Genomic DNA, 21,089 nt, shown 5'->3' on the forward strand with positions numbered 1-21,089 from the left:
CCGCCCCTAAGCTGCCATATTAGCGAATAGATAAACCTGATAACCAAGAAATAGCACGAACAAAATAAAGCCTTCAATTCGATTAATGCTCTTAGATTTGCCTAGTGCCATTACAACCAGTAATAGCGAAACGGCCAGCATAACCCAGAAGTCACGGCCCATAGCATGTTCACTGAGTATAGAAGGATTAATGATACCTGGAATACCCATAACGGCGAGGATGTTGAAGACGTTTGAACCTATGATGTTACCTACCGCCATATCATCTTCGCCTTTCAGAACACCAGCCAGAGAAGCAGCCAGTTCAGGTAAGCTGGTACCAATCGCGATAATCGTTAGACCGATAACAAGGTCGCTCATACCAAAATATTGAGCGATCGTTACCGCACTATCTACCAGTCTATCTGCTGCGATAGGGAGGATTATTAGGCCAATCACCACCCACATGGCTGCTTTAGCGTTACTCACACCTTCTGGAATTTCGGACTCTTGGTCTTCTAGCATGGCGTCATTGTTGCCACTCTCTTTTTCTGCTTTGCTGATACGAAGCATGGCAAGGATAAATGCGCCAAATAAGGCAAATAGAATAATTCCCTCATAAAAACCAAGGTGACTATCCCAAAGAATAAGACCTGCGATAAGCGTTACCGCAATCATTAAAGGTAGCTCGCGTCTCAGAACCGCAGATGAAATAGAAAGAGGCTTAATCATGGCCGTAATACCAAGAATAAGCGCAATATTGGCGATGTTGGAGCCTAGCACGTTACCAACCGCAGTATCCGTTTTCCCCTCTAGGGCGGCGGTGGCCGAAACCATCATTTCTGGCGCTGATGACCCCATAGCAAGAATAGTCATACCGATAACTAGTGGTGAGATACCCACATTGCGTGCCAGTGCCGCGGCGCCGAATACTAATTTATCAGCACTCCAAACGAGAAAAACCAGTCCAATTATCAGAAACACTACGGCTTCAAGCATGTTTTTATCCACTTCTATTTTTCTGAGACATTTGGCGGCTAATTTTGACGGTTTGTCGGCCAAAATGGAAGCTAATCAACAAATAAAATAACAATAGTGCGCCGAAGCTAATACGCTAATAGATAAGCTAACGTGAAGAGAGAAGTTATAAATGCTCGTGACGGCGCAAGTTTGTTGTAATTGGGTTTGACTCTGTCATTACCCAACCATTTGGATATAAGGGTTTTAATTGTCCGCTTGTGTCATTATTATTGTTGATCATAGGACTATTGTTAGGATGATAAGGAAATGTATGTCAAACAATGACTTGGTTTCCGTAAAGGGATTGACTTTTGCGCGTGGCTCACACGTCATTTTTGATGACGTCGAGTTGCATGTACCAAAAGGTAAGATAACAGCTATCATGGGACCATCGGGAATTGGTAAAACGACATTACTTCGCCTGATCGGTGGACAAATCTCGCCTGACCATGGGGAGATTTGGTTCGAAGGCGACAATATTCCTACGCTTTCTAGAAAACGTCTTTACCATGTTCGTAAAAAAATGAGCATGCTATTCCAATCGGGTGCTCTATTTACCGATCTCAATGTCTTTGACAACGTCGCGTTTCCTTTGCGTGAGCATACCGAACTGAGTGAATCGATGATTCGTACTTTAGTACTGCTAAAGTTAGAGGCTGTCGGATTACGTGGGGCATCTCAACTTATGCCAAGTGAGCTTTCTGGAGGTATGGCAAGACGTGCGGCACTCGCAAGAGCTATTGCCCTTGACCCGGAATTAATCATGTACGATGAGCCCTTTGTTGGTCAGGACCCTATAACGATGGGCGTGTTAGTGGAGCTTATTGGTAAGTTGAATAAAGCACTAGACCTTACTTCTATTGTTGTTTCTCATGATGTTCCCGAAGTTATGTCCATAGCAGATTGGGTTTATTTGCTCGCTGATGGAAAAGTTGTTGCTTGTGGTACTCCTGATGAGTTAAGAAGTAACCCTGACACTCGAGTCCAACAGTTCTTACTCGGCGAAGCCGATGGACCAGTTCCATTCCGTTATCCAGCAAAGGCATTAACTGAGGAGCTGTTCTAATATGTCGCTTCCATCAATATGGATCCAAAAAGTCGGCCAGCGAACCTTATCTCTTTGCCAATCTTGGGGTAGGGCAACCTTTATGCTATTTGGCGTTCTGTTTTCCAAACCGCAGCCCCAAAAGCACTTCCCACTATTAATAAAACAGTTACATAACGTTGGTGTGCAATCATTGGCCATCATTATGGTATCAGGGCTGTTTATCGGTATGGTCCTAAGTCTGCAAGGATATGTGGTACTCGTCGATTATGGGGCGGAGGGCAGTTTAGGGCAGATGGTGGCGTTATCGCTATTAAGAGAATTGGGTCCTGTCGTCACCGCTCTGTTATTCGCTGGTCGTGCAGGTTCGGCACTGACTGCTGAAATTGGTTTAATGAAAGCCACTGAACAGTTATCGAGTATGGAAATGATGGCCGTTGATCCTCTTAAACGAGTGATCTCACCTCGTTTTTGGGCCGGAGTTATTTCCATGCCACTTTTGGCCATGATCTTTATGGCGATAGGTATTTGGGGTGGCCAACTGGTTGGTGTGGACTGGAAAGGTATCGATCACGGCAGTTTTTGGTCAGCGATGCAGTCGTCAGTGGAACTGGGTCGAGACATTGGTAATAGCGTCATTAAGTGTTTGGTGTTTGCGATTACGGTGACGTGGATTGCGCTGTTTAATGGTTATGATGCCATACCGACTTCAGAAGGTATTAGTCAGGCGACAACGAGAACCGTCGTGCACTCATCACTGGCGGTATTGGGATTAGATTTTGTGCTTACAGCACTGATGTTTGGCAATTAAGAATAAAGGACAATTCAATGCAACAAACCAGAAAGTTAGAATTGTGGGTAGGCAGTTTTGTCATCATCGGACTTTGCGCAATCTTGTTTATGATTTTTCAGGTTGCTGACGTGAAAGGATTGGGCTCAGGGGATACTTATAAGCTGGAAGCAAGGTTCGATAATATTGGTAGCCTAAAAGTTCGCTCTCCTGTGAAAGTTGGCGGCGTCGTTATCGGTCGAGTTAGTGATATTAGCCTTGATAAAGAGAGCTATTTGCCAGTAGTAACTTTGTCTATTAGCTCCGACTACCATTTCCCAGATACTTCGAGCGCGCAAGTACTAACGTCAGGGTTGATTGGTGAGCAATATATAGGTTTGGTACCTGGGTTTATCTTTGATGATGAAGGGTACTTGGCTGATGGCGACAGAATTGAGGATACCAAATCAGCGTTGGTGCTTGAGGATATGATAGGTCAAGTGCTCTATAGCATTGGCGGTTCTGATGAGAAAAAGGAGTAAAGTAATGTTCAACAAATGTTTACTGATATTTAGTGCCTTGATGCTCTCATTTGGTCTGCATGCTAATGAAATTGATGCCAGCAAGCCTTATGACATGATGCAGAAAGTCGCCGATAAAACGTTTACCCGTTTAGCAAATGAGCAAGAGCAAATTCAGAAAGATCCTGATTATCTTAAGGTGGTAGTCGAAGAAGAGCTGATGCCTTACGTGAATGATCGCTACGCAGCATTGAAGCTATTGGGGCCTAATTTAAAAGGTGCTAAACGAGAGGATGTATTAGAGTTTGCCAAAGCATTTCGAGAGTACTTGATTACTTCTTATGCACAGGTTCTAACTCAATACACCGGACAGGATATTCAATTTGGCCCGGAACCAAAAATTGATGATAAGACGACTATTATTGGTGTTCGTGTCACGATTATGGACTCACCTCGACCTAATATTAATCTCGAGTTTAAACTCAGAAAGGATAAGAAAACCGGCGAATGGAAAGCCTTTGATATGATTGCGGAAGGCATTAGTCTACTCTCTAGTAAGCAATCTGAATGGAATAGTAAAATTCGTCAAGATGGTATATTAGCGGTAGCAGAAGAACTTGAGCAGTTGGCACAGGCGCCGATTCGTTTTGAAGGCAGCAAAAAATAATGGACACTAAATTAGTGGTTCGTAACGCAGGTGTTTTTGAGCTAATTGGTAACGTTGATCGCGATACTGTACCTGAGCTTTGGAATACTATTCAAAGTGTTAGTTTTGATGAGCCTGAGATTGAATTGGCGTTAGATAAAGTAAAACGTTTCGATTCTGCGGGATTGGTGATGCTAATTCACTTATTAGAGCATGCAAAAAATCGAAAGTGTCATATAATGCTCAGCTTCGTGCCGGATGAGCTGAAAATACTGTTTCAGCTGTATAACGTTGAATCAGTTATTGAGAAACACATTTAGGAGTATCTTGTGGATAGCACAAAAGTACAGGAACTATTACAAAACGCATTGAACCTAGAAGAGCTACATGTGAAAGGTGAAGGTAGCCACTACGAAGTGATTGCGGTAGATGCTCAATTTGAAGGCATGAGCCGAGTTAAAAAGCAGCAGATGATCTATGGTCCTCTGATGGATTATATTCAGCGTAATGACATCCACGCAGTTTCAATTAAAGCCTATACTCCAGAAGAGTGGGCTCGTGATAAAAAGCTGATGTCTTTGTAAGGTTTATTAATGGATAAGTTTCGAGTTATTGGATCGGATCAGCCGTTATCTGGCGAAGTGTCGATCTCAGGTGCTAAAAATGCAGCACTACCTATTCTATTCGCTTCTATTCTGGCTGAAGAGCCTGTAGAAGTGGCCAACGTACCACATCTTCGTGACATTGATACGACAATGAAACTACTTAGCCGTTTAGGTGCCAAAGTGCATCGCAATGGTTCTGTTCATGTTGATGGTAGCGAGATTAACGAGTTGTGTGCACCTTATGACTTGGTGAAAACCATGCGTGCATCGATTTGGGCATTAGGTCCACTGGTTGCTCGTTTTGGCAAAGGACAAGTTTCACTTCCTGGTGGCTGTGCCATTGGTGCGCGTCCGGTAGATTTACATATTCATGGTCTTGAGCAGCTCGGTGCCACCATCACACTAGAAGATGGTTATGTGAAAGCGGAAGTGGAAGGTCGATTGAAAGGTGCTCACATTGTGATGGACAAAGTGAGTGTTGGTGCGACTATCACGATAATGTGCGCTGCAACATTGGCTGAAGGTACTACCGTACTTGATAATGCTGCTCGTGAACCTGAAATCGTCGATACTGCTGATTTCTTGAACAAGCTAGGTGCAAAAATCACTGGAGCAGGTACTGATACTATCACTATCGAAGGTGTAGAACGTCTTGGTGGTGGCAAGCACTCTGTTGTTCCAGATCGCATTGAAACAGGCACTTTCCTAGTAGCGGCGGCGGTATCAGGCGGTAAGATTGTTTGTCGCAATACTCATGCTCATCTATTAGAGGCGGCATTGGCTAAGCTAGAAGAAGCTGGAGCTAAGATCGAGACTGGCGATGACTGGATCTCACTGGATATGACCGACAGAGAGCTTAAAGCGGTTTCAATTCGTACTGCTCCACACCCAGGCTTCCCTACAGATATGCAAGCTCAGTTTACTTTGCTTAATATGATGGCAAAAGGTGGCGGTGTGATTACTGAAACGATTTTTGAAAATCGTTTTATGCACGTTCCTGAGCTAATGCGTATGGGCGCAAAAGCAGAAATTGAAGGCAACACTGTGATTTGTGGTGATGTTGAATCATTGAGTGGTGCACAAGTGATGGCGACTGACCTGCGAGCTTCGGCAAGCTTGGTTATCGCTGGTTGTATTGCGCATGGTGAGACAATTGTAGACCGTATTTATCATATCGATCGTGGTTATGAGCGTATTGAAGATAAGCTGTCTGCACTAGGTGCTAACATCACACGTATCGCGGGTTCTGCTGAATAATAACGATAGATTATAAATAGCCGAAATCTTAAGGTTTCGGCTTTTTTTTGAAGCCATTAGCGGAGACCAAAATGGTTGCTTTCCTACGCTGCATTGCAGTGGCGATATTTGCGGTAATTATGTTCGTATTTGGATGTGGTTACTGTTTACTGAGTCCGAGAAATCCTAAACACGTGTTTACGTTCGGGCGTTATTTTGGCGCTATGTCGAAGATCTTTGGTATTAAACTCGATCTTCGTTTACCTGAAGATGCCTACAAACGCGGTCAACACATCTATATCGCTAATCACCAGAACAACTGGGATTTGTTTACGGTATCTTCTGCCGTTACACCAAATGTGGTAACTGTTGGTAAAAAGAGCCTGCTATGGATGCCATTCTTTGGTCAGCTTTATTATTTAACAGGTAATATTCTGATTGATCGTGCTAACCGCAGTAAAGCGAAAGGTACGATTGACCAAGTTGTTGATAGCATGAAGAAAAGTAACCTTTCAGTTTGGATGTTCCCGGAAGGTACACGCTCTCGTGGACGCGGCTTATTGCCATTCAAAACGGGTGCTTTTCATGCAGCGATTGGGGCAAAGACACCAATCATTCCTATTGTGTGTAGCAGTACGAGCCATCTAAAGCTTAATAAGTGGGATAATGGTCATATCATCGTTGAGATGCTGCCACCTATCTCTATCGAAGGCTACGGCAAAGAAGATGTGAGAAAACTGGCGAATGTATGCCGAGAGCAGATGGCAGAGAAGCTAGAGCAGCTTGATGCTGAAGTTGCTGAGTTAAACAGCAAAAAATAACACTAAAAAGGGTTGTCAATGACAACCCTTTTTTAATACATAGCAGAACTTACTTACGTACTGCGATAGCTTCGATTTCAATCTTCACATCTTTAGGAAGACGAGCAACTTCAACACAAGAACGCGCAGGGTAGTTAGCCACTTGGTGCTCGTCAAAGAACTTACCATACACTTCGTTTACTGTACCAAAGTCGTTGAGATCTTTAACGAAAACCGTCATTTTTACGATGTCTGAAACCGTTAGGCCAGATGCTTCAACAACTGCTTTTACGTTGTCTAGAGACTGACGTGCTTGCTCAGCGATATCTTCTGACACTTCACCCGTTTGCGGATTTACTGGGATCTGACCTGAAGTCAGTACCATGTTACCAAGGTCGACACCTTGCACGTAAGGACCGATTGCTGCTGGCGCAGATTCTGTATGAAGTACTTTTGTCATCGTTTTATCCATTGTTCTGTGAATTCAAAGAGAGTCTAGACTGCCTCTAGGCTCAATAAAAATCAAGCCTACAATATGTAGGCTTGATTAATAATCGTGTCATTCTTAGCTTTCAGTAACGATCTCACGCGAATAGACTTTTTCGCAGTATTTGCATTTGAGACGAATGTCTTGATGTTTCTCGAACACCTTGAAGCTACTGTCTACGGGTTCATTGTGAGTAATGCAGTTGCTATTAGGGCACTCGAATACTCCCGTGATTGTTTCTGGCAGTTTTAACGCCAGTTTTTTACACACTTCATAGTTTTCAATTTGGTTGACGGTAGCATGTGGTGCATAGAGTGCCAGCTTGTTCGCTTGTTCTTCAGTGATAAACACGTTCTCTATCTTTAATAGATCCTTACAACCTAATGCTGAAGAAGGAAGGTTTAGACCAATCGTGACACGCTGTTTGGATTGATCCATAGCGAACAGTTTGAGAACTTTGATGCCAATGTTTGCTGGAATATGGTCGATAACCGTGCCGTTTTTAATTGCTTCTACTTGCAACTGGGTTTCTTTAGACATGATCAATCCTCCTTAAAGCGTTTCGTTTAGAACTAGAGCGAGTAGAGCTTCACGGGCGTACACACCGTTTTCAGCTTGTTGGAAATAATACGCATAAGGCGTTTTATCTACGTCGACAGTAATCTCGTCAACTCGTGGCAACGGATGAAGCACTTTCAAGTTATCGCGCGCGCCTTTCAATGTATCAGCAGAGAGAATATAAGCCGATTTAATGTGCGCGTACTCAGACTCATCAAAACGCTCTTTCTGTACTCGCGTCATGTATAGGACGTCCAGTTCAGATACTACACTTTCCATGTCGGTATGCAGGCTAAATTGGATGCCAGCTTCTTCAAGCTCTTCACAGATATAGTCAGGCATCGCAAGTGCATCGGGAGCGATAAAGAAAAAGCGAACGTTATTGAATTTCGCTAGGGCTTGCGTTAACGAGTGTACCGTGCGGCCGTATTTCAAATCACCAACAAAGGCAACGTTAATATCATCTAAACGACCCTGGGTTTCGTAGATGCTGTATAGGTCTAGCAGTGTTTGTGTTGGATGTTGGTTGGCGCCATCACCTGCGTTGATAACTGGCACACCGTTTGAGAATTCAGAAGCCAGACGTGCCGCACCTTCTTGTGGGTGACGCATGACAAACGCATCAACATAAGACGAAATAACCTGAACTGAATCTGCCAGTGTTTCACCTTTTTTAGCAAGCGAGGTATTACCACCGCTATCGAAACCAATCACGTCTCCGCCGATACGTTGAATGGCGGTTTCAAATGACAGACGCGTACGTGTTGAAGGTTCAAAGAAACAGCTAGCAACAACCTTGTTTTTGATGAGTTCAGGTTGAGGGTTTGATTTTAGTTGACCGGCTGTCTGTACAATGAGTTCTAGCTCATCACGTGACAACTCTGGAATTGAGATAATGTGCTTTTGAAAGAGCGTATTCGCCATGTTTATCTTCCCTATAGTTAAAACCAGACCAGATGGATATTCCAAGTGCGAAAGGCGTACGCTCAATCACAGCTAGGAATGCAGGCATAAAAAAAACCCCCATAATGGGAGGTTTAGTAATCAACAGGAAATAATAACGGTGCGTGATAAGCAAAAAGCTTATCGAGAGCGTGATGTGTTGTAAAACTCGCTTGCGCCATTGATTGTTCCCCAGACAAATTGCGGAGAATTATACGCCTAAAAATCGTGAGCGCAAGCGATTACATCAAAGGTTTATCGTTAAACTGCAAGTGAATTTGACTAGCTGCCTAATGTGGCGACCATGACGGCTTTGATGGTGTGCATTCGGTTTTCGGCTTCATCGAACACGATGGAGTAATCCGACTCGAATACATCATTTGTGACTTCGAGACCATTCAAGCCATATTTTTCGGCGATTTCTTTACCTATTGTGGTTTGGTCATCATGAAAAGCAGGTAAGCAGTGCATAAATTTCACATCTTTGTTATTGGTAGCTTTAATCATATCCATGTTTACCTGATACGGTTTCATTAAGGCAATACGCTCTTCCCACGCCGAGGCTGACTCGCCCATAGAGACCCAAACGTCCGTATACAAGAAGTCACAATCGGCTACACCTTGTTGTACGTCCTCGGTGAGAGTAATCGAAGCATCTGTTGATAATGCGATGGTCTGACATTCATCAACGAGGCTTTGCTCTGGCCAAAAAGCTTTTGGCGCAACCAAACGAATATCCATTCCCATTTTTGCGGCCCCGACCATTAGAGAGTTCCCCATGTTGTTGCGAGCATCCCCTAAGTAGGCAAATTTAATTTGGTGTAATAACTTGCCTTTGCCGTGCTCTAACATGGTTAAAAAGTCAGCGAGAATTTGCGTTGGGTGGAATTCATTGGTTAAACCGTTCCAAACAGGTACGCCAGCGTGAGCGCCTAGCTCTTCAACGATATCTTGTCCAAAACCACGATACTCAATGCCATCGTACATACGACCTAGTACACGAGCCGTGTCTTTCATCGATTCCTTATGGCCTATTTGGGAGCCGGAAGGGCCAATATAAGAGACTTGAGCACCTTGATCAAAAGCGGCAACTTCAAAAGCACATCGGGTACGAGTCGAGGCTTTTTCGAAGATCAATGCGATGTTTTTCCCTACCAGTTTTTTTTGCTCAGTGCCGGCATATTTAGCGGCTTTAAGATCTTTAGACAGGTCGAGAAGAAACTGAATCTCTTTTGGTGAATAGTCGAGAAGCTTGAGAAAATTCCTATTTCGTAAGTTGTAAGCCATGATTCGTACCCTTTTATTTAGTTTCTTGGTTTATTTATACATAAAAATTCTTTTATTGTGAATAAATATTTTAATTTAATGCAAAAAAAGCCCCTAATAGGGGCGTTTGATAAATAATTATGTTTATATGCCATCTCGTTCGATTGGACAGCTCATACAACGGGCTCCGCCCCGACCACGTCCTAGCTCATTACCTGGGATGGTTAGGACCTGAATGCCCGCTTTGTCATACTTTTCATTAGTATACACATTTCTCTCGTAGCCGATAACGACACCGGGTTTGACGGTGAGCACATTGTTAGCATCATTCCATTGCTCACGTTCTGCTTCGTAGTTATCACCACCCGTAGTGATGATCTTCAATTGATCAACGTTAAGCGCACTTTCTAGGGCTTTAAGATAGTTAGGTAATTTTTCAACTTGCATTTGGCCTTTACTGTCGGCGGTTAGACGCCAAGTATCCAGTTTGTCGTTGATGATCTCTGGGTACACTGAGAAGGTATCCACGTCCATATGAGTCATAACGGTATCAAGATGCATGCAAGAGCGATGTTTCGGAAGGTCAATGGCAATGACCTGAGACGCTTGTCCGGATTTAAATAGATTCGCCGCCAAGTTTTCCACGCCCTGTGGGGTGGTGCGCTCAGAGATACCAATTAATACAGCACCTTTACCAATAACAAGAACGTCACCGCCCTCGATGTTGGCGTTATCATAATGAAGATCTTCATCGCCGAAATATTTAATGAAGTCTTGACCTGCGAAGGTTGGATGCCAGCGATAAATAGCTCTTAGATGATTTGTCTCGCGTTGACGAGCGGGCTTCATCATTGGGTTCAACGATACGCCACCATACACCCAGCAAGAGGTATCACGGGTGAAAAGGTGGTTTGGCAGTGGCTCAATGACAAAATCAAGCGGCTTACTCATCTTTTGTAATATAGAAGGGGTTTTGATTGGTAGCTCAGAGTATGCGAGGCCGCCCAACAAAATAGTTGCTAAGTGCTCGTCGTCCATTTCTGTCAGATAGTTACGAAGTTCGTTAGCGAAGATAGGACCATAACGGAAATCAGAAATCTGCGTTTCGAGAAGCCATTCCTTCGCTTCAGGGACGGCAAGAGTCTCTACTAATAAATCGTGAAGCAGCAGTACTTCCACATCTTGGCTGCGTAATGTATTGGCAAAAGCGTCATGCTCTTCACCAGCGGCTTCTACAGCCAGTACATCATCAAACAGTAGTTCATGGCAGTTTGATGGCGTGAGGTGGGTTAGGGCGCGTTCTGGACGGTTTAACAATACACGGCGTAACTGGCCTACTTCCGACCCAACGTACAACTTACTCATTGTGATTCCTTTCAGTTTTGATTGCGCTATTTATGACAAGCTTGTTATCAAGATGCAAGTCAAAATGTCAGTGTTTGTTACTGCGAAAGCTTAAAATTGCAGTGATATTGTGGATTTAAGTAGAGAAATGCAGATAAAGTTTTTATGAGAGAGTTGTGCTAGTTTCTGTGAATTCTTGCTTGAGTATGCAGGCCTCTTGAGCAGTTTCAATACAATATTCATGAGTGATATTTGCATAAAAAAACGAAAATTTGCAGAAAATATTGGGTATTGTGACTAAAGCAAAACCAGGTCAAACTTAAGAATAGAGTGTTTGATATGCAAAATTGCCTCATAACCTTTCTGGGCGATTGTTGCTGATTAGCTATGGCTTTTGTCTAAGTTTATGCTGAAATCAGAGGTAAGTAATGAAATGTTAAAATTATGTTTCTGTGATCTCGATCTTGCTCGGTTTGAGTTCGATAACTGAAAAATAGTCAGGAAAGATCTCGGATTGATCTTTCGATTTCAGCTGACTTCTCGTATCATTCATGCCGATAACCTATTTATAGCTGGAGCACTTTATGTCTCAACAAGATGAGTATATGTCCGTTGAAGATTTGATCGAAATTCAAAAGGAAGAAACTCGCGATATCATTCAGGCCTTAATTGAAGATGGAAGTGATCCAGAGGCATTGTATGAGATCGAACACCACCTGTTTGCTGAAGATTTCGATCGTCTAGAGAAGGCGGTTGTTGAAGCGTTCAAAATGGGCTTCGAAGTGCTAGAAGCGGAAGAGACCGAAGACGAAGACGGTAACAAACTGTTGTGCTGCGACGCGACAATGGAATCGACTCTGAATGCAGAGCAAATTGACGCACAAGTTGAAAAGCTAGTGCACTTAGCTGAGAAGTACGACATCATCTATGACGGTTGGGGTACATACTACGAGGGCGAAGATGCTCTTTATACCGATGAAGATGAAGGCGACGAAGAGTAAGCCTTAATTGTTGTTGAAAGGCCAGCTTAGCTGGCCTTTTTGCTATCTGGTGGGTTCAACTATCTTTCGATAACGGATTTGATTATACTGCGCTAAATATGATCTAGGTCAATTCACACCATGAAAAAGAATTTGGCTGGCCTATGGCAGCTGTCCCCACTTACTGATCTCTCTATACCTCAAGATGATCTCTCTTTCCCAGGCGCTTTAAGTCAGGTCTTACCTTCAGAGCTTACCGAAGAAATGATTGCCAACCAAGAATGGCACCTCATGCATGACTTTGAGTTAACGGAAGAAGAGTTGCAGAATCCGGCGGTCGATTTGGTGGTCGGTGGTGTTGAGCATTATGCAGAAATTCGTATTAATGGTCGTGCAGTGTTGGATTGTGATGGCAGTGAAGCGACGTATCGTCGCGAAGTAAGAGCCCATTTACAACAGGGACCCAATCGCATTGAAATCTTGTTCTTAGAGTATGATGAAGAAGACTTGTTGATTGATCTTGATGAAGCGCCGCAGTGTTCTTTATCTGTTACCAAACCTGCAACCGAGACACGTATCGGTGTATGGCAAATGCCTTATTTGCAATTTATTCCACATGTTAGGTTAGAGCATGTAGCAATGGAACAGATCTGGCACCATGGTGGTGGCTGTGAGTTTAAAGTCGACCTTCATTATCGTACCTACCGTGCAGGTTTAGTATCAGCGTCAGTCAGATTTAACGGTATGACATTACATTTGCCTATTGATGTTCGAGCACATCAAGCATCGGCTCTGTTTCAGGTTGAAGCACCTAAATATGCTGATCCGAGTCAGCCTAATCCAGATGACTTGTACAGTCTGATAGTAAATTTAGATGGGCAAGTGCAGGAATTTGGTGTGGCGTTAAGTCAATCACTTTGCGTGACTCATGTAGCTATGTAGCTATGAAGTTATGTAGCGATATAGTCTTATTTGTTATCTGGCATTCAACATTGCTAGTTATGACAATTATGAGTGCATAATCAAGTTTGCTCTCTTGCTAAAAATCTCAACAAGAGAGCAAGTCGTTACTTCTATAACAAACGTTTCAGACGATATAGCTCTTCCAATGCCTGTCTCGGTGTTAGATCGTCGGGGTCGATTTGTGCCAGAGCTTCTTCAACTTCGCTTGGCTCTGGAATCAAACTCAACTGATTGGCAATGTCGACTTGTGGAGAATCGTTGGTCGTTGGCTTTTGACCTAATTGTTCCAACTGAGTGAGTTTTTGTCTCGCATTCTTTATGACCGCTTTTGGTACACCGGCCAATCCGGCGACAGCAAGGCCGTAGGATTTACTCGCCGCTCCTTCTTGAACCGCGTGCATAAAGGCGATGGAGTCACCATGCTCTACCGCATCAAGGTGAACGTTAGCGAGATGTGGTAGCTGGTTTGGCATTTCGGTCAGTTCAAAATAGTGGGTCGCAAACAAGGTCATAGCGCCAACTTTGGTCGCTAGCCATTCAGCACTTGCCCACGCTAGCGATAGACCGTCATAGGTGCTGGTACCACGGCCGATTTCATCCATTAACACCAAGCTGTTTTCTGTCGCATTGTGTAAGATGTTTGCCGTTTCGGTCATCTCGACCATGAACGTAGAACGACCAGAGGCAAGATCATCGGATGCCCCAATACGCGTAAAGATGCGATCCAGTGAACCGATTTCAGCGGACTCTGCAGGGACATAAGAGCCAATGTGAGCCATCAGTGCAATCAGTGCCGTTTGGCGCATATAGGTCGACTTACCACCCATATTCGGACCGGTAATGATTAACATTTTTCGCTCTGGGTTGAGCGAGATAGGGTTGGCAATGAATGGCTCATCCATCACCTGTTCAACGACAGGGTGGCGGCCACCTTGAATCAGAATACCGGCATTGTCACTGAGGACTGGGCGACAATAATCGAGACTTTCAGCACGCTCAGCTAGGTTTTGCAAAACGTCTAATTGCGATAGCGCTGAAGCTAGATTTTGCAGTTGCTCCAACTGTGGCAGCAACAAATCAAACAGCTCTTCCCATAGCTTCTTCTCAATTGCCAACGCTTTAGACTTAGAGTTAAGCACTTTATCTTCATGCTCTTTTAACTCTGGAATAATATAGCGTTCGGCATTCTTCAAGGTTTGGCGGCGCACATAGTGCGGTGGTACTAGGTGACTTTGACCGCGACTGACTTGAATGTAGAAGCCGTGTACATTGTTGTAACCAACCTTCAGGGTGTCGATACCGTGGCGATCTCGTTCATCATGCTCCAGTTTCTCAAGGTAAGCCGTCGCACCATTAGCTAAATCACGCCACTCGTCCAATTCGGCATTGTAGCCATCAGCAATGACGCCACCATCGCGAATTACTACGGGTGGGTTTTCTTTGATAGCGCGCTCAAGCAGTTCTGCCATGCTGTCAATAGGTGCGGAGTATTGAGCCAGTTGCAGCAAGTATGGGTGAGCAACGGTTTCAAGACTTAGTGCCAGCTCGGGCAAGAGGTTCAGAGCACTGCGTAATCGAGCCATATCTCGTGGCCTTGCAGAGCGAAGTGCCAAACGTGCCAAGATACGCTCGATATCACCAATTTGTTTCAACGTAGGCGAAAGCTCGGTATACAACGCATCTTGTTTGAGTTCTGAGATAGCATCAAGGCGATAGTTCAAAGTCTTAATACAGCGCATCGGTTGATGGATCCAGCGCTTCAGCATTCGGCTACCCATTGCTGTTGCGGTGTGATCCAAGACTTCGGCTAACGTGTTGTCTTGTCCGCCCGACAAATTCTGAGTTAGCTCAAGGTTGCGACGCGTGGCTGCATCAAGTACTACAGATTGGTCTTGGCTCACTAGCGTCAATGAACGGATGTGTGGTAGAGCCGTGCGCTGAGTATCTTTAACATACTGAATTAAACAACCTGCAGCGCAGAGTCCAAGTTCGCATTTCTCGACCCCAAACCCAATAAGATCTTTGGTACCAAACTGCTGATTCAGTTGCTGCCTTGCCGTATCAATCTCAAACTCCCAAATTGGACGACGGCGATTACCATTGCGGTTAGCCATCAGTTCAACGGGTTCAAAATCCTCAGGGAATAACAACTCTTTAGGTGCCGTGCGTTGCAGTTCTGCCAACATCGCTTCTTCGGTACTAGGTTCACAAAGTTGAAAGCGACCTGAGGTAATATCTAGCGTGGCATAGCCAAATTTACCGTTTTGGTGGTAGATTGCGGCAATTAGGTTATCCAATCGTTCCGATAGTAAGGCTTCATCTGAAACGGTTCCTGGCGTGACAATTCGAACCACGCGACGCTCTACTGGACCTTTACTGGTAGCAGGGTCGCCAACTTGCTCGCAGATAGCGACAGATTCGCCCAGTTGAACCAGTTTTGCTAAGTAGCCTTCCACGGCATGGAAAGGGACACCGGCCATTGGAATAGGCTCGCCCGCGGATGCGCCCCGTTTGGTTAGAGAAATATCGAGCAGTTGAGACGCACGTTTCGCGTCGTCATAAAAGAGCTCGTAAAAATCACCCATTCGGTAGAAAAGCAGGATATCTGGATTCTCGGCTTTGAGTTTCAGATATTGCTGCATCATTGGCGTATGTTTTTGTTCCGCTTTCACTGTCACATCTTTAGCTGCTTGTTTCAATTGCTGCTTAGGATACGTGAAACCGACGTGAGCGAAAAGGGAATATAAAAAAGTGGCTCTATGGCTTGGGGTCGTTGTCAAACATTGAGTTGTTTAGGAGTTTGCTAGATGAACACTATTGAAGAGTTAAGTTTCAACCTAGGCGCGTTACTCGAACAGAAAAATCATATCCTTGTGACCGCGGAGTCTTGTACTGGTGGCGGTGTGGCGACGGCAATCACTGATATTGCTGGTAGCTCTGCGTGGTTTGATCGAGCATTTGTTACTTACAGCAACGACGCAAAAATCGATATGCTTGGCGTCGCAACTGAAACCCTTGGACAGAATGGAGCGGTGAGTGAAGCCGTTGTTGTTGAAATGGCACAGGGTGCGCTGCAGCATTCTAAAGGGACGCTTAGCGTTGCCATTAGTGGAATTGCTGGTCCTGGAGGGGGGAGTGAAGACAAACCGGTAGGAACCGTTTGCTTTGCGTGGGCTTCACAACAAGGTTGGCTCAAGGTCGAAACCTGTTTGTTTGAAGGTGACCGAGCCGCAGTACGTCAGCAAGCTGTAATGCATGCGCTATTGATATTGTATCGTCACGTATTGGAAGACGAGCCTTACTGTTAACAAAATAACACTCGCGGCATCAACGATTTGCTGTTTGTGTCGGAAAAATTTTCATACAGGTATAGACACTGTATGAATCAACAGTATAATAAAACCATATCGCGATGCTTTTATGCATCGCTCACTAATTAGAAAACTGCCAAAGCAAGTAACTTGCGTAGAGCCTATATCCGTAAAGGATAGTTGTGGAGAAAGTAATGGACGAGAATAAACAAAAGGCGTTAGCCGCTGCATTAGGTCAGATTGAAAAGCAATTTGGTAAAGGCTCGATTATGCGCCTTGGTGATAACCGCACCATGGACGTTGAAACCATTTCAACAGGTTCACTTTCTCTAGATATCGCTCTAGGTGCTGGTGGTCTTCCTATGGGTCGTATCGTAGAAATCTACGGTCCTGAATCATCAGGTAAAACAACGTTAACGCTAGAGTGTATTGCCGCGGCACAGAAGCAAGGTAAAACATGTGCGTTTATCGATGCAGAACATGCCCTAGACCCAATCTACGCGAAGAAGCTTGGTGTTGATATTGATTCGTTACTTGTCTCTCAACCAGATACAGGTGAGCAAGCTCTAGAAATCTGTGATGCACTAGCACGCTCTGGTGCTATTGACGTGATGGTAGTCGACTCTGTTGCGGCTCTAACGCCAAAAGCAGAGATTGAAGGTGAAATGGGCGATAGCCACATGGGTCTTCAAGCGCGTATGCTTTCTCAAGCGATGCGCAAGCTAACTGGTAACCTTAAGCAGTCTAACTGTATGTGTATCTTCATCAACCAAATCCGTATGAAGATTGGTGTTATGTTTGGTAACCCAGAAACGACAACAGGTGGTAACGCACTTAAGTTCTACGCGTCTGTTCGTCTTGATATTCGTCGTACTGGTTCTATCAAAGAAGGTGACGAGGTTGTTGGTAACGAAACTCGCATCAAAGTTGTTAAGAACAAGATTGCAGCACCATTTAAACAAGCTGAGACTCAAATTCTATACGGCCAAGGTTTCAACCGTTATGGCGAGCTTATTGACCTAGGCGTTAAGCACAAGCTTGTTGAAAAAGCGGGTGCATGGTACAGCTACAACGGCGATAAGATTGGTCAAGGTAAAGCGAACGCATGTAAATTCCTTCGCGAAAACCCAGAAGCGGCACAAACGATTGATGCGAAGCTTCGTGAAATGCTACTAACACCAGCACTGGAAGAAGCTCCAGAGCAAGGTGAAGCGCCAGCTGAAGAGTTGTAAGCGTTAACAACCTCATTGAGATAAGCCCTGCAGAGCAGGGCTTTGTTGTATCTGTACTTTGTTCGTCGAGTGACTATGTTTCAACGAAAACCACCATCATTGTCAGCGAAAGAAGCCGCGATTCAATTGTTGAGTCGTCGAGATCATGGTGAGTATGAGCTTTATCAAAAACTTGCTTTTAAAGGCTACGAAGAATCTGAAGTAGAAGCGGCGTTAGATTTTTGTCGTGATTGTCGCTATTTGGATGACTTGCGTTTTGCCAAGAGCCAAATTCGTCAGCATGTATACAAGGGTCATGGTGAGCGTAGAATTCGCCAAGAATTAAACCAAAAGCGCGTCTCAGATTCTGTCGTTGATGAAGCGATGTTAGAGGAGCAAGTGGACTGGTTTGAGTTGGCTAAAACAACGGCGGAGAAAAAGTTTCGACTCGGAAAATCAAAAGATCCGAAAGAATACGCCAAACAAGTGCGCTTTTTGCAGTATCGAGGTTACACATTTGAACAGATTAACTATGCACTAAATGCTCTTGAGAATCCTTAGTTCACCTGCAACCACTTGTCCTAACGCGATTAATCTCTAATTTCTTCCAGTTTCCTGCCTTTTTTACCAGAATACTAGGCGAATCCTTACTCATGGGGTTACAATACGTCCCCAAAATCTAACTCGAATTATTTCAGGAAGAGCTGCATGTACATGAGCACAGACGAGGTTCGCAACGCGTTCCTTAAGTTCTTTGAGAGCAAAGGGCACCAAATCGTAGACAGTTCATCGTTGGTTCCACACGATGACCCAACTCTGCTTTTCACCAACGCCGGTATGAACCAGTTTAAAGACTGTTTCCTTGGCTTAGAAAAGCGTAACTACACTCGTGCCACTACGGCCCAGCGTTGTGTTCGCGCTGGTGGTAAGCACAACGACCTTGAGAACGTTGGCTTCACTGCTCGTCACCATACTTTCTTTGAGATGCTGGGTAACTTCAGCTTTGGTGACTACTTCAAAGAAGATGCTATCAGCTTTGCTTGGGAGTTCTTAACAGAAACGTTGAAACTGCCAAAAGATCGCCTACTTGTAACGGTTTATGAAACCGACGATGAAGCGTTTGAAATCTGGAACAAGCAAATTGGCGTGCCAGCGGATCGCATTGTTCGCATTGGCGACAAGAAAGGCGGCAAGCCATACGAGTCAGACAACTTCTGGCAAATGGGTGATACTGGTCCTTGTGGTCCATGTACAGAAATTTTCTATGATCACGGTGAGCACATCTGGGGTGGTCGTCCTGGTACTCCTGAAGAAGATGGTGACCGATTCATCGAGATCTGGAACAACGTATTTATGCAGTTCAACCGTCATGCAGACGGTACTATGGAACCGCTACCTAAACCATCGGTTGATACTGGTATGGGTATTGAGCGTATTTCTGCCATCATGCAAGGCGTTCACTCAAACTACGAAATCGATGTGTTCCAAACATTGATCAAAGCAGCAGCTGAAGTTATTGGTTACCAAGATTTATCAAACCAATCTCTACGTGTAATTGCAGATCATATCCGTTCATGTTCATTCCTAATCGTTGACGGTGTGATGCCATCTAACGAAGGTCGTGGTTACGTACTACGTCGTATCATTCGCCGTGCAGTTCGTCACGGTAACAAGCTCGGTGCGCAAGGTGCATTCTTCCACAAGCTTGTTGGTACTCTTGCCTCTGTTATGGGGAGTGCGGGCGAAGAACTTAAGAAGCAACAAGCCGTTGTTGAAAAAGTACTTCGCATCGAGGAAGAGAACTTCGGGCGTACTCTTGAACGTGGTATGACAATCCTGACAGAAGCTCTTGATAACCTTGGTGATGAAAAGGTTCTTGATGGCGAGACAGTATTCAAGCTCTATGACACTTACGGCTTCCCAGCAGATCTAACTAACGATGTGGCTCGTGAACGTGAGTTTACTATCGATGAAGAAGGCTTTGAGAAAGCGATGGAAGCACAGCGTCAGCGTGCTCGTGAAGCCGGTCAGTTTGGCACGGACTACAATGCTGCGATTAAAGTCGATACCGACACTGAATTCTGCGGTTACACAGGCACAGAAGGTTCAAGTTCTGTTGCTGCTATGTTTGTTGAAGGCGCAGAAGTTGATGCGCTATCAGCGGGCGACAAAGCAATTGTGGTGCTAGAACAAACGCCGTTCTATGCAGAGTCAGGTGGTCAGTGTGGTGATGCAGGTGTACTGAAAACAGCGGCAGGTCTATTCAAAGTAGAAGATACCCAAAAACTGGGCAACGCGATTGCACACCATGGTGAGCTTGTCGAAGGTGTTCTAGCAAAAGGTGATGAAGTCGAGGCGATTGTTGATGCACAGCGTCGTGCTGCTATTTCATTGAATCACTCTGCAACTCACTTGTTGCACGCTGCACTGCGCCAAGTACTTGGTGAGCACGTTACACAGAAAGGTTCTTTGGTGAAGCCTGATAACTTACGTTTCGACTTCTCTCACTTAGAAGCGATGACGAAAGCAGAGATCAAAGAAGTTGAACGTCTGGTTAACGCGCAGATTCGCACTAACCACGTTATTGAAACTAACGTGATGGATATCGAATCAGCGAAAGCCAAAGGAGCGATGGCTCTGTTTGGTGAGAAGTACGATGACGAAGTTCGTGTTCTATCTATGGGTGACTTCTCAACTGAGCTTTGTGGTGGTATTCACGCAAGCAATACAGGTGATATTGGTCTGTTCAAGATTACATCGGAAGGTGGTATTGCTGCTGGTATTCGTCGTATCGAAGCCGTCACTGGTGAAGCGGCACTAGACGCTATCGAAGCTCAAGCTTCTCAATATGAAGAGAAACTAACTGATGCGGCAAGTAAAGCTAAGTCATTAGAAAAAGAGATTCAGCAACTGAAAGATAAACTTGCAGCGGTTGAAAGTGCCAACATTATGGGCAAAGTAGAAGAGATTGCGGGTACGCAAGTTCTTGTTGCAGCTCTAGAAGGTGCTGATAGCAAGAACCTTCGTACTATGATGGACAATGCGAAAAACCAAATGGGCAGCGGTATTGCGTTTATTGCGAACGTAGCAGATGGCAAAATTGGTTTGATTGCAGGTGTGACGAAAGACCTTACAGGCAAAGTAAAAGCAGGCGACCTTGTTAAGATGGTTGCCGAGCAAGTTGGCGGTAAGGGCGGTGGTCGTCCTGATATGGCGCAAGCAGGGGGCTCTGATGTTGAAGCGCTACCTGAAGCGTTAAAATCGATTCGTAGCTGGTTAGAAGAGCGTCTATAACTCTTTAATCGACATCATAAAATGCCCAATCAATGTACGTTGATTGGGCATTGTTGCTTTTGGTCTCGGTGCATTTAAAGTACGAATTGCATAATACTCTGCTGAAGAGCTG

At 44.6% G+C, this 21,089-nt stretch carries 21 protein-coding genes; 14 read left to right on the forward strand and 7 right to left on the reverse strand.

Features of this window, described 5'->3' with window-relative positions; genetic code table 11:
- Positions 1 to 6: 6 nt before the first annotated feature.
- Entirely contained in the window at positions 7 to 978 is a 972-nt protein-coding gene (locus VME0621_RS10160) for a calcium/sodium antiporter (RefSeq protein ID WP_006073285.1), read from the reverse strand.
- Positions 979 to 1,270: 292 nt separating this feature from the next.
- Here VME0621_RS10160 and mlaF point away from each other — a divergent pair, with 292 nt between their 5' ends.
- The 8 genes from mlaF to VME0621_RS10200 all read left to right on the forward strand — a co-directional run bounded on the left by mlaF (position 1,271) and on the right by VME0621_RS10200 (position 6,642).
- Positions 1,271 to 2,065: a phospholipid ABC transporter ATP-binding protein MlaF gene (gene mlaF, locus VME0621_RS10165; RefSeq protein ID WP_006073291.1), complete on the forward strand. Its 795-nt coding sequence runs from the start codon at positions 1,271 to 1,273 to the stop codon at positions 2,063 to 2,065.
- 1 nt (position 2,066) lies between these two features.
- On the forward strand, positions 2,067 to 2,855 hold the full coding sequence (gene mlaE / locus VME0621_RS10170) for a lipid asymmetry maintenance ABC transporter permease subunit MlaE (RefSeq protein WP_062462267.1): 789 nt from the start codon (positions 2,067 to 2,069) through the stop codon (positions 2,853 to 2,855).
- A gap of 17 nt (positions 2,856 to 2,872) precedes the next feature.
- Entirely contained in the window at positions 2,873 to 3,355 is a 483-nt protein-coding gene (gene mlaD / locus VME0621_RS10175) for an outer membrane lipid asymmetry maintenance protein MlaD (RefSeq protein WP_062462264.1), read from the forward strand.
- Between the two features lie 4 nt (positions 3,356 to 3,359).
- Entirely contained in the window at positions 3,360 to 4,001 is a 642-nt protein-coding gene (gene mlaC / locus VME0621_RS10180; RefSeq protein WP_062462262.1) for a phospholipid-binding protein MlaC, read from the forward strand.
- Entirely contained in the window at positions 3,998 to 4,300 is a 303-nt protein-coding gene (locus VME0621_RS10185; RefSeq protein WP_370736769.1) for an STAS domain-containing protein, read from the forward strand. The genes mlaC and VME0621_RS10185 overlap by 4 nt, the downstream gene beginning before the upstream one ends.
- 9 nt (positions 4,301 to 4,309) lie before the next feature.
- The gene (gene ibaG, locus VME0621_RS10190) at positions 4,310 to 4,564 is read left to right on the forward strand and encodes a BolA family iron metabolism protein IbaG (protein WP_006073308.1); all 255 of its coding nucleotides are present in this window, start codon (positions 4,310 to 4,312) and stop codon (positions 4,562 to 4,564) included.
- 9 nt (positions 4,565 to 4,573) lie between these two features.
- Positions 4,574 to 5,842 (forward strand): UDP-N-acetylglucosamine 1-carboxyvinyltransferase, encoded by a 1,269-nt coding sequence (murA, locus tag VME0621_RS10195; protein WP_062462255.1) that lies wholly within the window; start codon positions 4,574 to 4,576, stop codon positions 5,840 to 5,842.
- A gap of 71 nt (positions 5,843 to 5,913) precedes the next feature.
- Positions 5,914 to 6,642, forward strand: a complete 729-nt coding sequence (locus tag VME0621_RS10200) for a 1-acylglycerol-3-phosphate O-acyltransferase (RefSeq protein ID WP_006073311.1) — start codon at positions 5,914 to 5,916, stop codon at positions 6,640 to 6,642.
- A 49-nt stretch (positions 6,643 to 6,691) separates the two neighbouring features.
- Here the strand turns inward: VME0621_RS10200 and VME0621_RS10205 are convergent, their stop codons facing one another.
- The 5 genes from VME0621_RS10205 to arcA all read right to left on the reverse strand — a co-directional run bounded on the left by VME0621_RS10205 (position 6,692) and on the right by arcA (position 11,239).
- Positions 6,692 to 7,081 carry a RidA family protein gene (locus tag VME0621_RS10205; protein ID WP_038228906.1) on the reverse strand — a complete coding sequence of 130 codons (390 nt, stop codon included), beginning with the start codon at positions 7,079 to 7,081 and terminating at the stop codon, positions 6,692 to 6,694.
- Between the two features lie 105 nt (positions 7,082 to 7,186).
- On the reverse strand, positions 7,187 to 7,648 hold the full coding sequence (gene pyrI, locus VME0621_RS10210) for an aspartate carbamoyltransferase regulatory subunit (RefSeq protein WP_006073314.1): 462 nt from the start codon (positions 7,646 to 7,648) through the stop codon (positions 7,187 to 7,189).
- Positions 7,649 to 7,660: 12 nt separating this feature from the next.
- Positions 7,661 to 8,590 carry an aspartate carbamoyltransferase gene (gene pyrB / locus VME0621_RS10215; protein WP_006073315.1) on the reverse strand — a complete coding sequence of 310 codons (930 nt, stop codon included), beginning with the start codon at positions 8,588 to 8,590 and terminating at the stop codon, positions 7,661 to 7,663.
- 300 nt (positions 8,591 to 8,890) lie between these two features.
- On the reverse strand, positions 8,891 to 9,895 hold the full coding sequence (argF, locus tag VME0621_RS10220; protein ID WP_062462252.1) for an ornithine carbamoyltransferase: 1,005 nt from the start codon (positions 9,893 to 9,895) through the stop codon (positions 8,891 to 8,893).
- 123 nt (positions 9,896 to 10,018) lie between these two features.
- Positions 10,019 to 11,239, reverse strand: coding sequence for an arginine deiminase (gene arcA / locus VME0621_RS10225; RefSeq protein ID WP_006073318.1), 1,221 nt, complete (start codon positions 11,237 to 11,239; stop codon positions 10,019 to 10,021).
- A gap of 563 nt (positions 11,240 to 11,802) precedes the next feature.
- Between arcA and rraB the strand changes: the two genes are divergently transcribed.
- Together rraB and VME0621_RS10235 are read left to right on the forward strand one after the other, a co-directional pair.
- Positions 11,803 to 12,219, forward strand: coding sequence for a ribonuclease E inhibitor RraB (gene rraB, locus VME0621_RS10230; RefSeq protein WP_006073319.1), 417 nt, complete (start codon positions 11,803 to 11,805; stop codon positions 12,217 to 12,219).
- 120 nt (positions 12,220 to 12,339) lie between these two features.
- The gene (locus tag VME0621_RS10235) at positions 12,340 to 13,140 is read left to right on the forward strand and encodes a glycosyl hydrolase 2 galactose-binding domain-containing protein (RefSeq protein WP_062462249.1); all 801 of its coding nucleotides are present in this window, start codon (positions 12,340 to 12,342) and stop codon (positions 13,138 to 13,140) included.
- 131 nt (positions 13,141 to 13,271) lie between these two features.
- Here VME0621_RS10235 and mutS read toward each other — a convergent pair whose 3' ends face one another.
- Positions 13,272 to 15,833, reverse strand: a complete 2,562-nt coding sequence (gene mutS / locus VME0621_RS10240) for a DNA mismatch repair protein MutS (RefSeq protein ID WP_062462246.1) — start codon at positions 15,831 to 15,833, stop codon at positions 13,272 to 13,274.
- 135 nt (positions 15,834 to 15,968) lie between these two features.
- Here mutS and pncC point away from each other — a divergent pair, with 135 nt between their 5' ends.
- From pncC to alaS, 4 genes are all read left to right on the forward strand, one after another.
- Positions 15,969 to 16,469, forward strand: coding sequence for a nicotinamide-nucleotide amidase (gene pncC / locus VME0621_RS10245; protein WP_062462243.1), 501 nt, complete (start codon positions 15,969 to 15,971; stop codon positions 16,467 to 16,469).
- Between the two features lie 197 nt (positions 16,470 to 16,666).
- The gene (recA, locus tag VME0621_RS10250) at positions 16,667 to 17,704 is read left to right on the forward strand and encodes a recombinase RecA (RefSeq protein ID WP_006073329.1); all 1,038 of its coding nucleotides are present in this window, start codon (positions 16,667 to 16,669) and stop codon (positions 17,702 to 17,704) included.
- Between the two features lie 75 nt (positions 17,705 to 17,779).
- On the forward strand, positions 17,780 to 18,244 hold the full coding sequence (recX, locus tag VME0621_RS10255) for a recombination regulator RecX (protein WP_038228916.1): 465 nt from the start codon (positions 17,780 to 17,782) through the stop codon (positions 18,242 to 18,244).
- Positions 18,245 to 18,391: 147 nt separating this feature from the next.
- Complete coding sequence (gene alaS / locus VME0621_RS10260) at positions 18,392 to 20,977, forward strand: alanine--tRNA ligase (RefSeq protein ID WP_062462240.1); 2,586 nt, start codon at positions 18,392 to 18,394, stop codon at positions 20,975 to 20,977.
- The last annotated feature ends 112 nt before the right edge of the window (positions 20,978 to 21,089 follow it).

Source organism: Vibrio mediterranei (assembly GCF_900088415.1).
GTDB classification, from domain to species: Bacteria; Pseudomonadota; Gammaproteobacteria; order Enterobacterales; family Vibrionaceae; genus Vibrio; species Vibrio mediterranei.

Coding starts and splice junctions, on each gene's coding strand:
- VME0621_RS10205 (WP_038228906.1), bottom strand. CDS start 7,081: ATGACAAAAGTACTTCATACAGAATCTGCGCCAGCAGCAATCGGTCCT.
- pyrI (WP_006073314.1), bottom strand. CDS start 7,648: ATGTCTAAAGAAACCCAGTTGCAAGTAGAAGCAATTAAAAACGGCACG.
- mlaD (WP_062462264.1), top strand. CDS start 2,873: ATGCAACAAACCAGAAAGTTAGAATTGTGGGTAGGCAGTTTTGTCATC.
- mlaC (WP_062462262.1), top strand. CDS start 3,360: ATGTTCAACAAATGTTTACTGATATTTAGTGCCTTGATGCTCTCATTT.
- murA (WP_062462255.1), top strand. CDS start 4,574: ATGGATAAGTTTCGAGTTATTGGATCGGATCAGCCGTTATCTGGCGAA.
- rraB (WP_006073319.1), top strand. CDS start 11,803: ATGTCTCAACAAGATGAGTATATGTCCGTTGAAGATTTGATCGAAATT.
- pyrB (WP_006073315.1), bottom strand. CDS start 8,590: ATGGCGAATACGCTCTTTCAAAAGCACATTATCTCAATTCCAGAGTTG.
- recX (WP_038228916.1), top strand. CDS start 17,780: ATGTTTCAACGAAAACCACCATCATTGTCAGCGAAAGAAGCCGCGATT.
- mlaE (WP_062462267.1), top strand. CDS start 2,067: ATGTCGCTTCCATCAATATGGATCCAAAAAGTCGGCCAGCGAACCTTA.
- mlaF (WP_006073291.1), top strand. CDS start 1,271: ATGTCAAACAATGACTTGGTTTCCGTAAAGGGATTGACTTTTGCGCGT.
- pncC (WP_062462243.1), top strand. CDS start 15,969: ATGAACACTATTGAAGAGTTAAGTTTCAACCTAGGCGCGTTACTCGAA.
- VME0621_RS10235 (WP_062462249.1), top strand. CDS start 12,340: ATGAAAAAGAATTTGGCTGGCCTATGGCAGCTGTCCCCACTTACTGAT.
- alaS (WP_062462240.1), top strand. CDS start 18,392: ATGTACATGAGCACAGACGAGGTTCGCAACGCGTTCCTTAAGTTCTTT.
- argF (WP_062462252.1), bottom strand. CDS start 9,895: ATGGCTTACAACTTACGAAATAGGAATTTTCTCAAGCTTCTCGACTAT.
- VME0621_RS10160 (WP_006073285.1), bottom strand. CDS start 978: ATGCTTGAAGCCGTAGTGTTTCTGATAATTGGACTGGTTTTTCTCGTT.
- arcA (WP_006073318.1), bottom strand. CDS start 11,239: ATGAGTAAGTTGTACGTTGGGTCGGAAGTAGGCCAGTTACGCCGTGTA.
- VME0621_RS10200 (WP_006073311.1), top strand. CDS start 5,914: ATGGTTGCTTTCCTACGCTGCATTGCAGTGGCGATATTTGCGGTAATT.
- recA (WP_006073329.1), top strand. CDS start 16,667: ATGGACGAGAATAAACAAAAGGCGTTAGCCGCTGCATTAGGTCAGATT.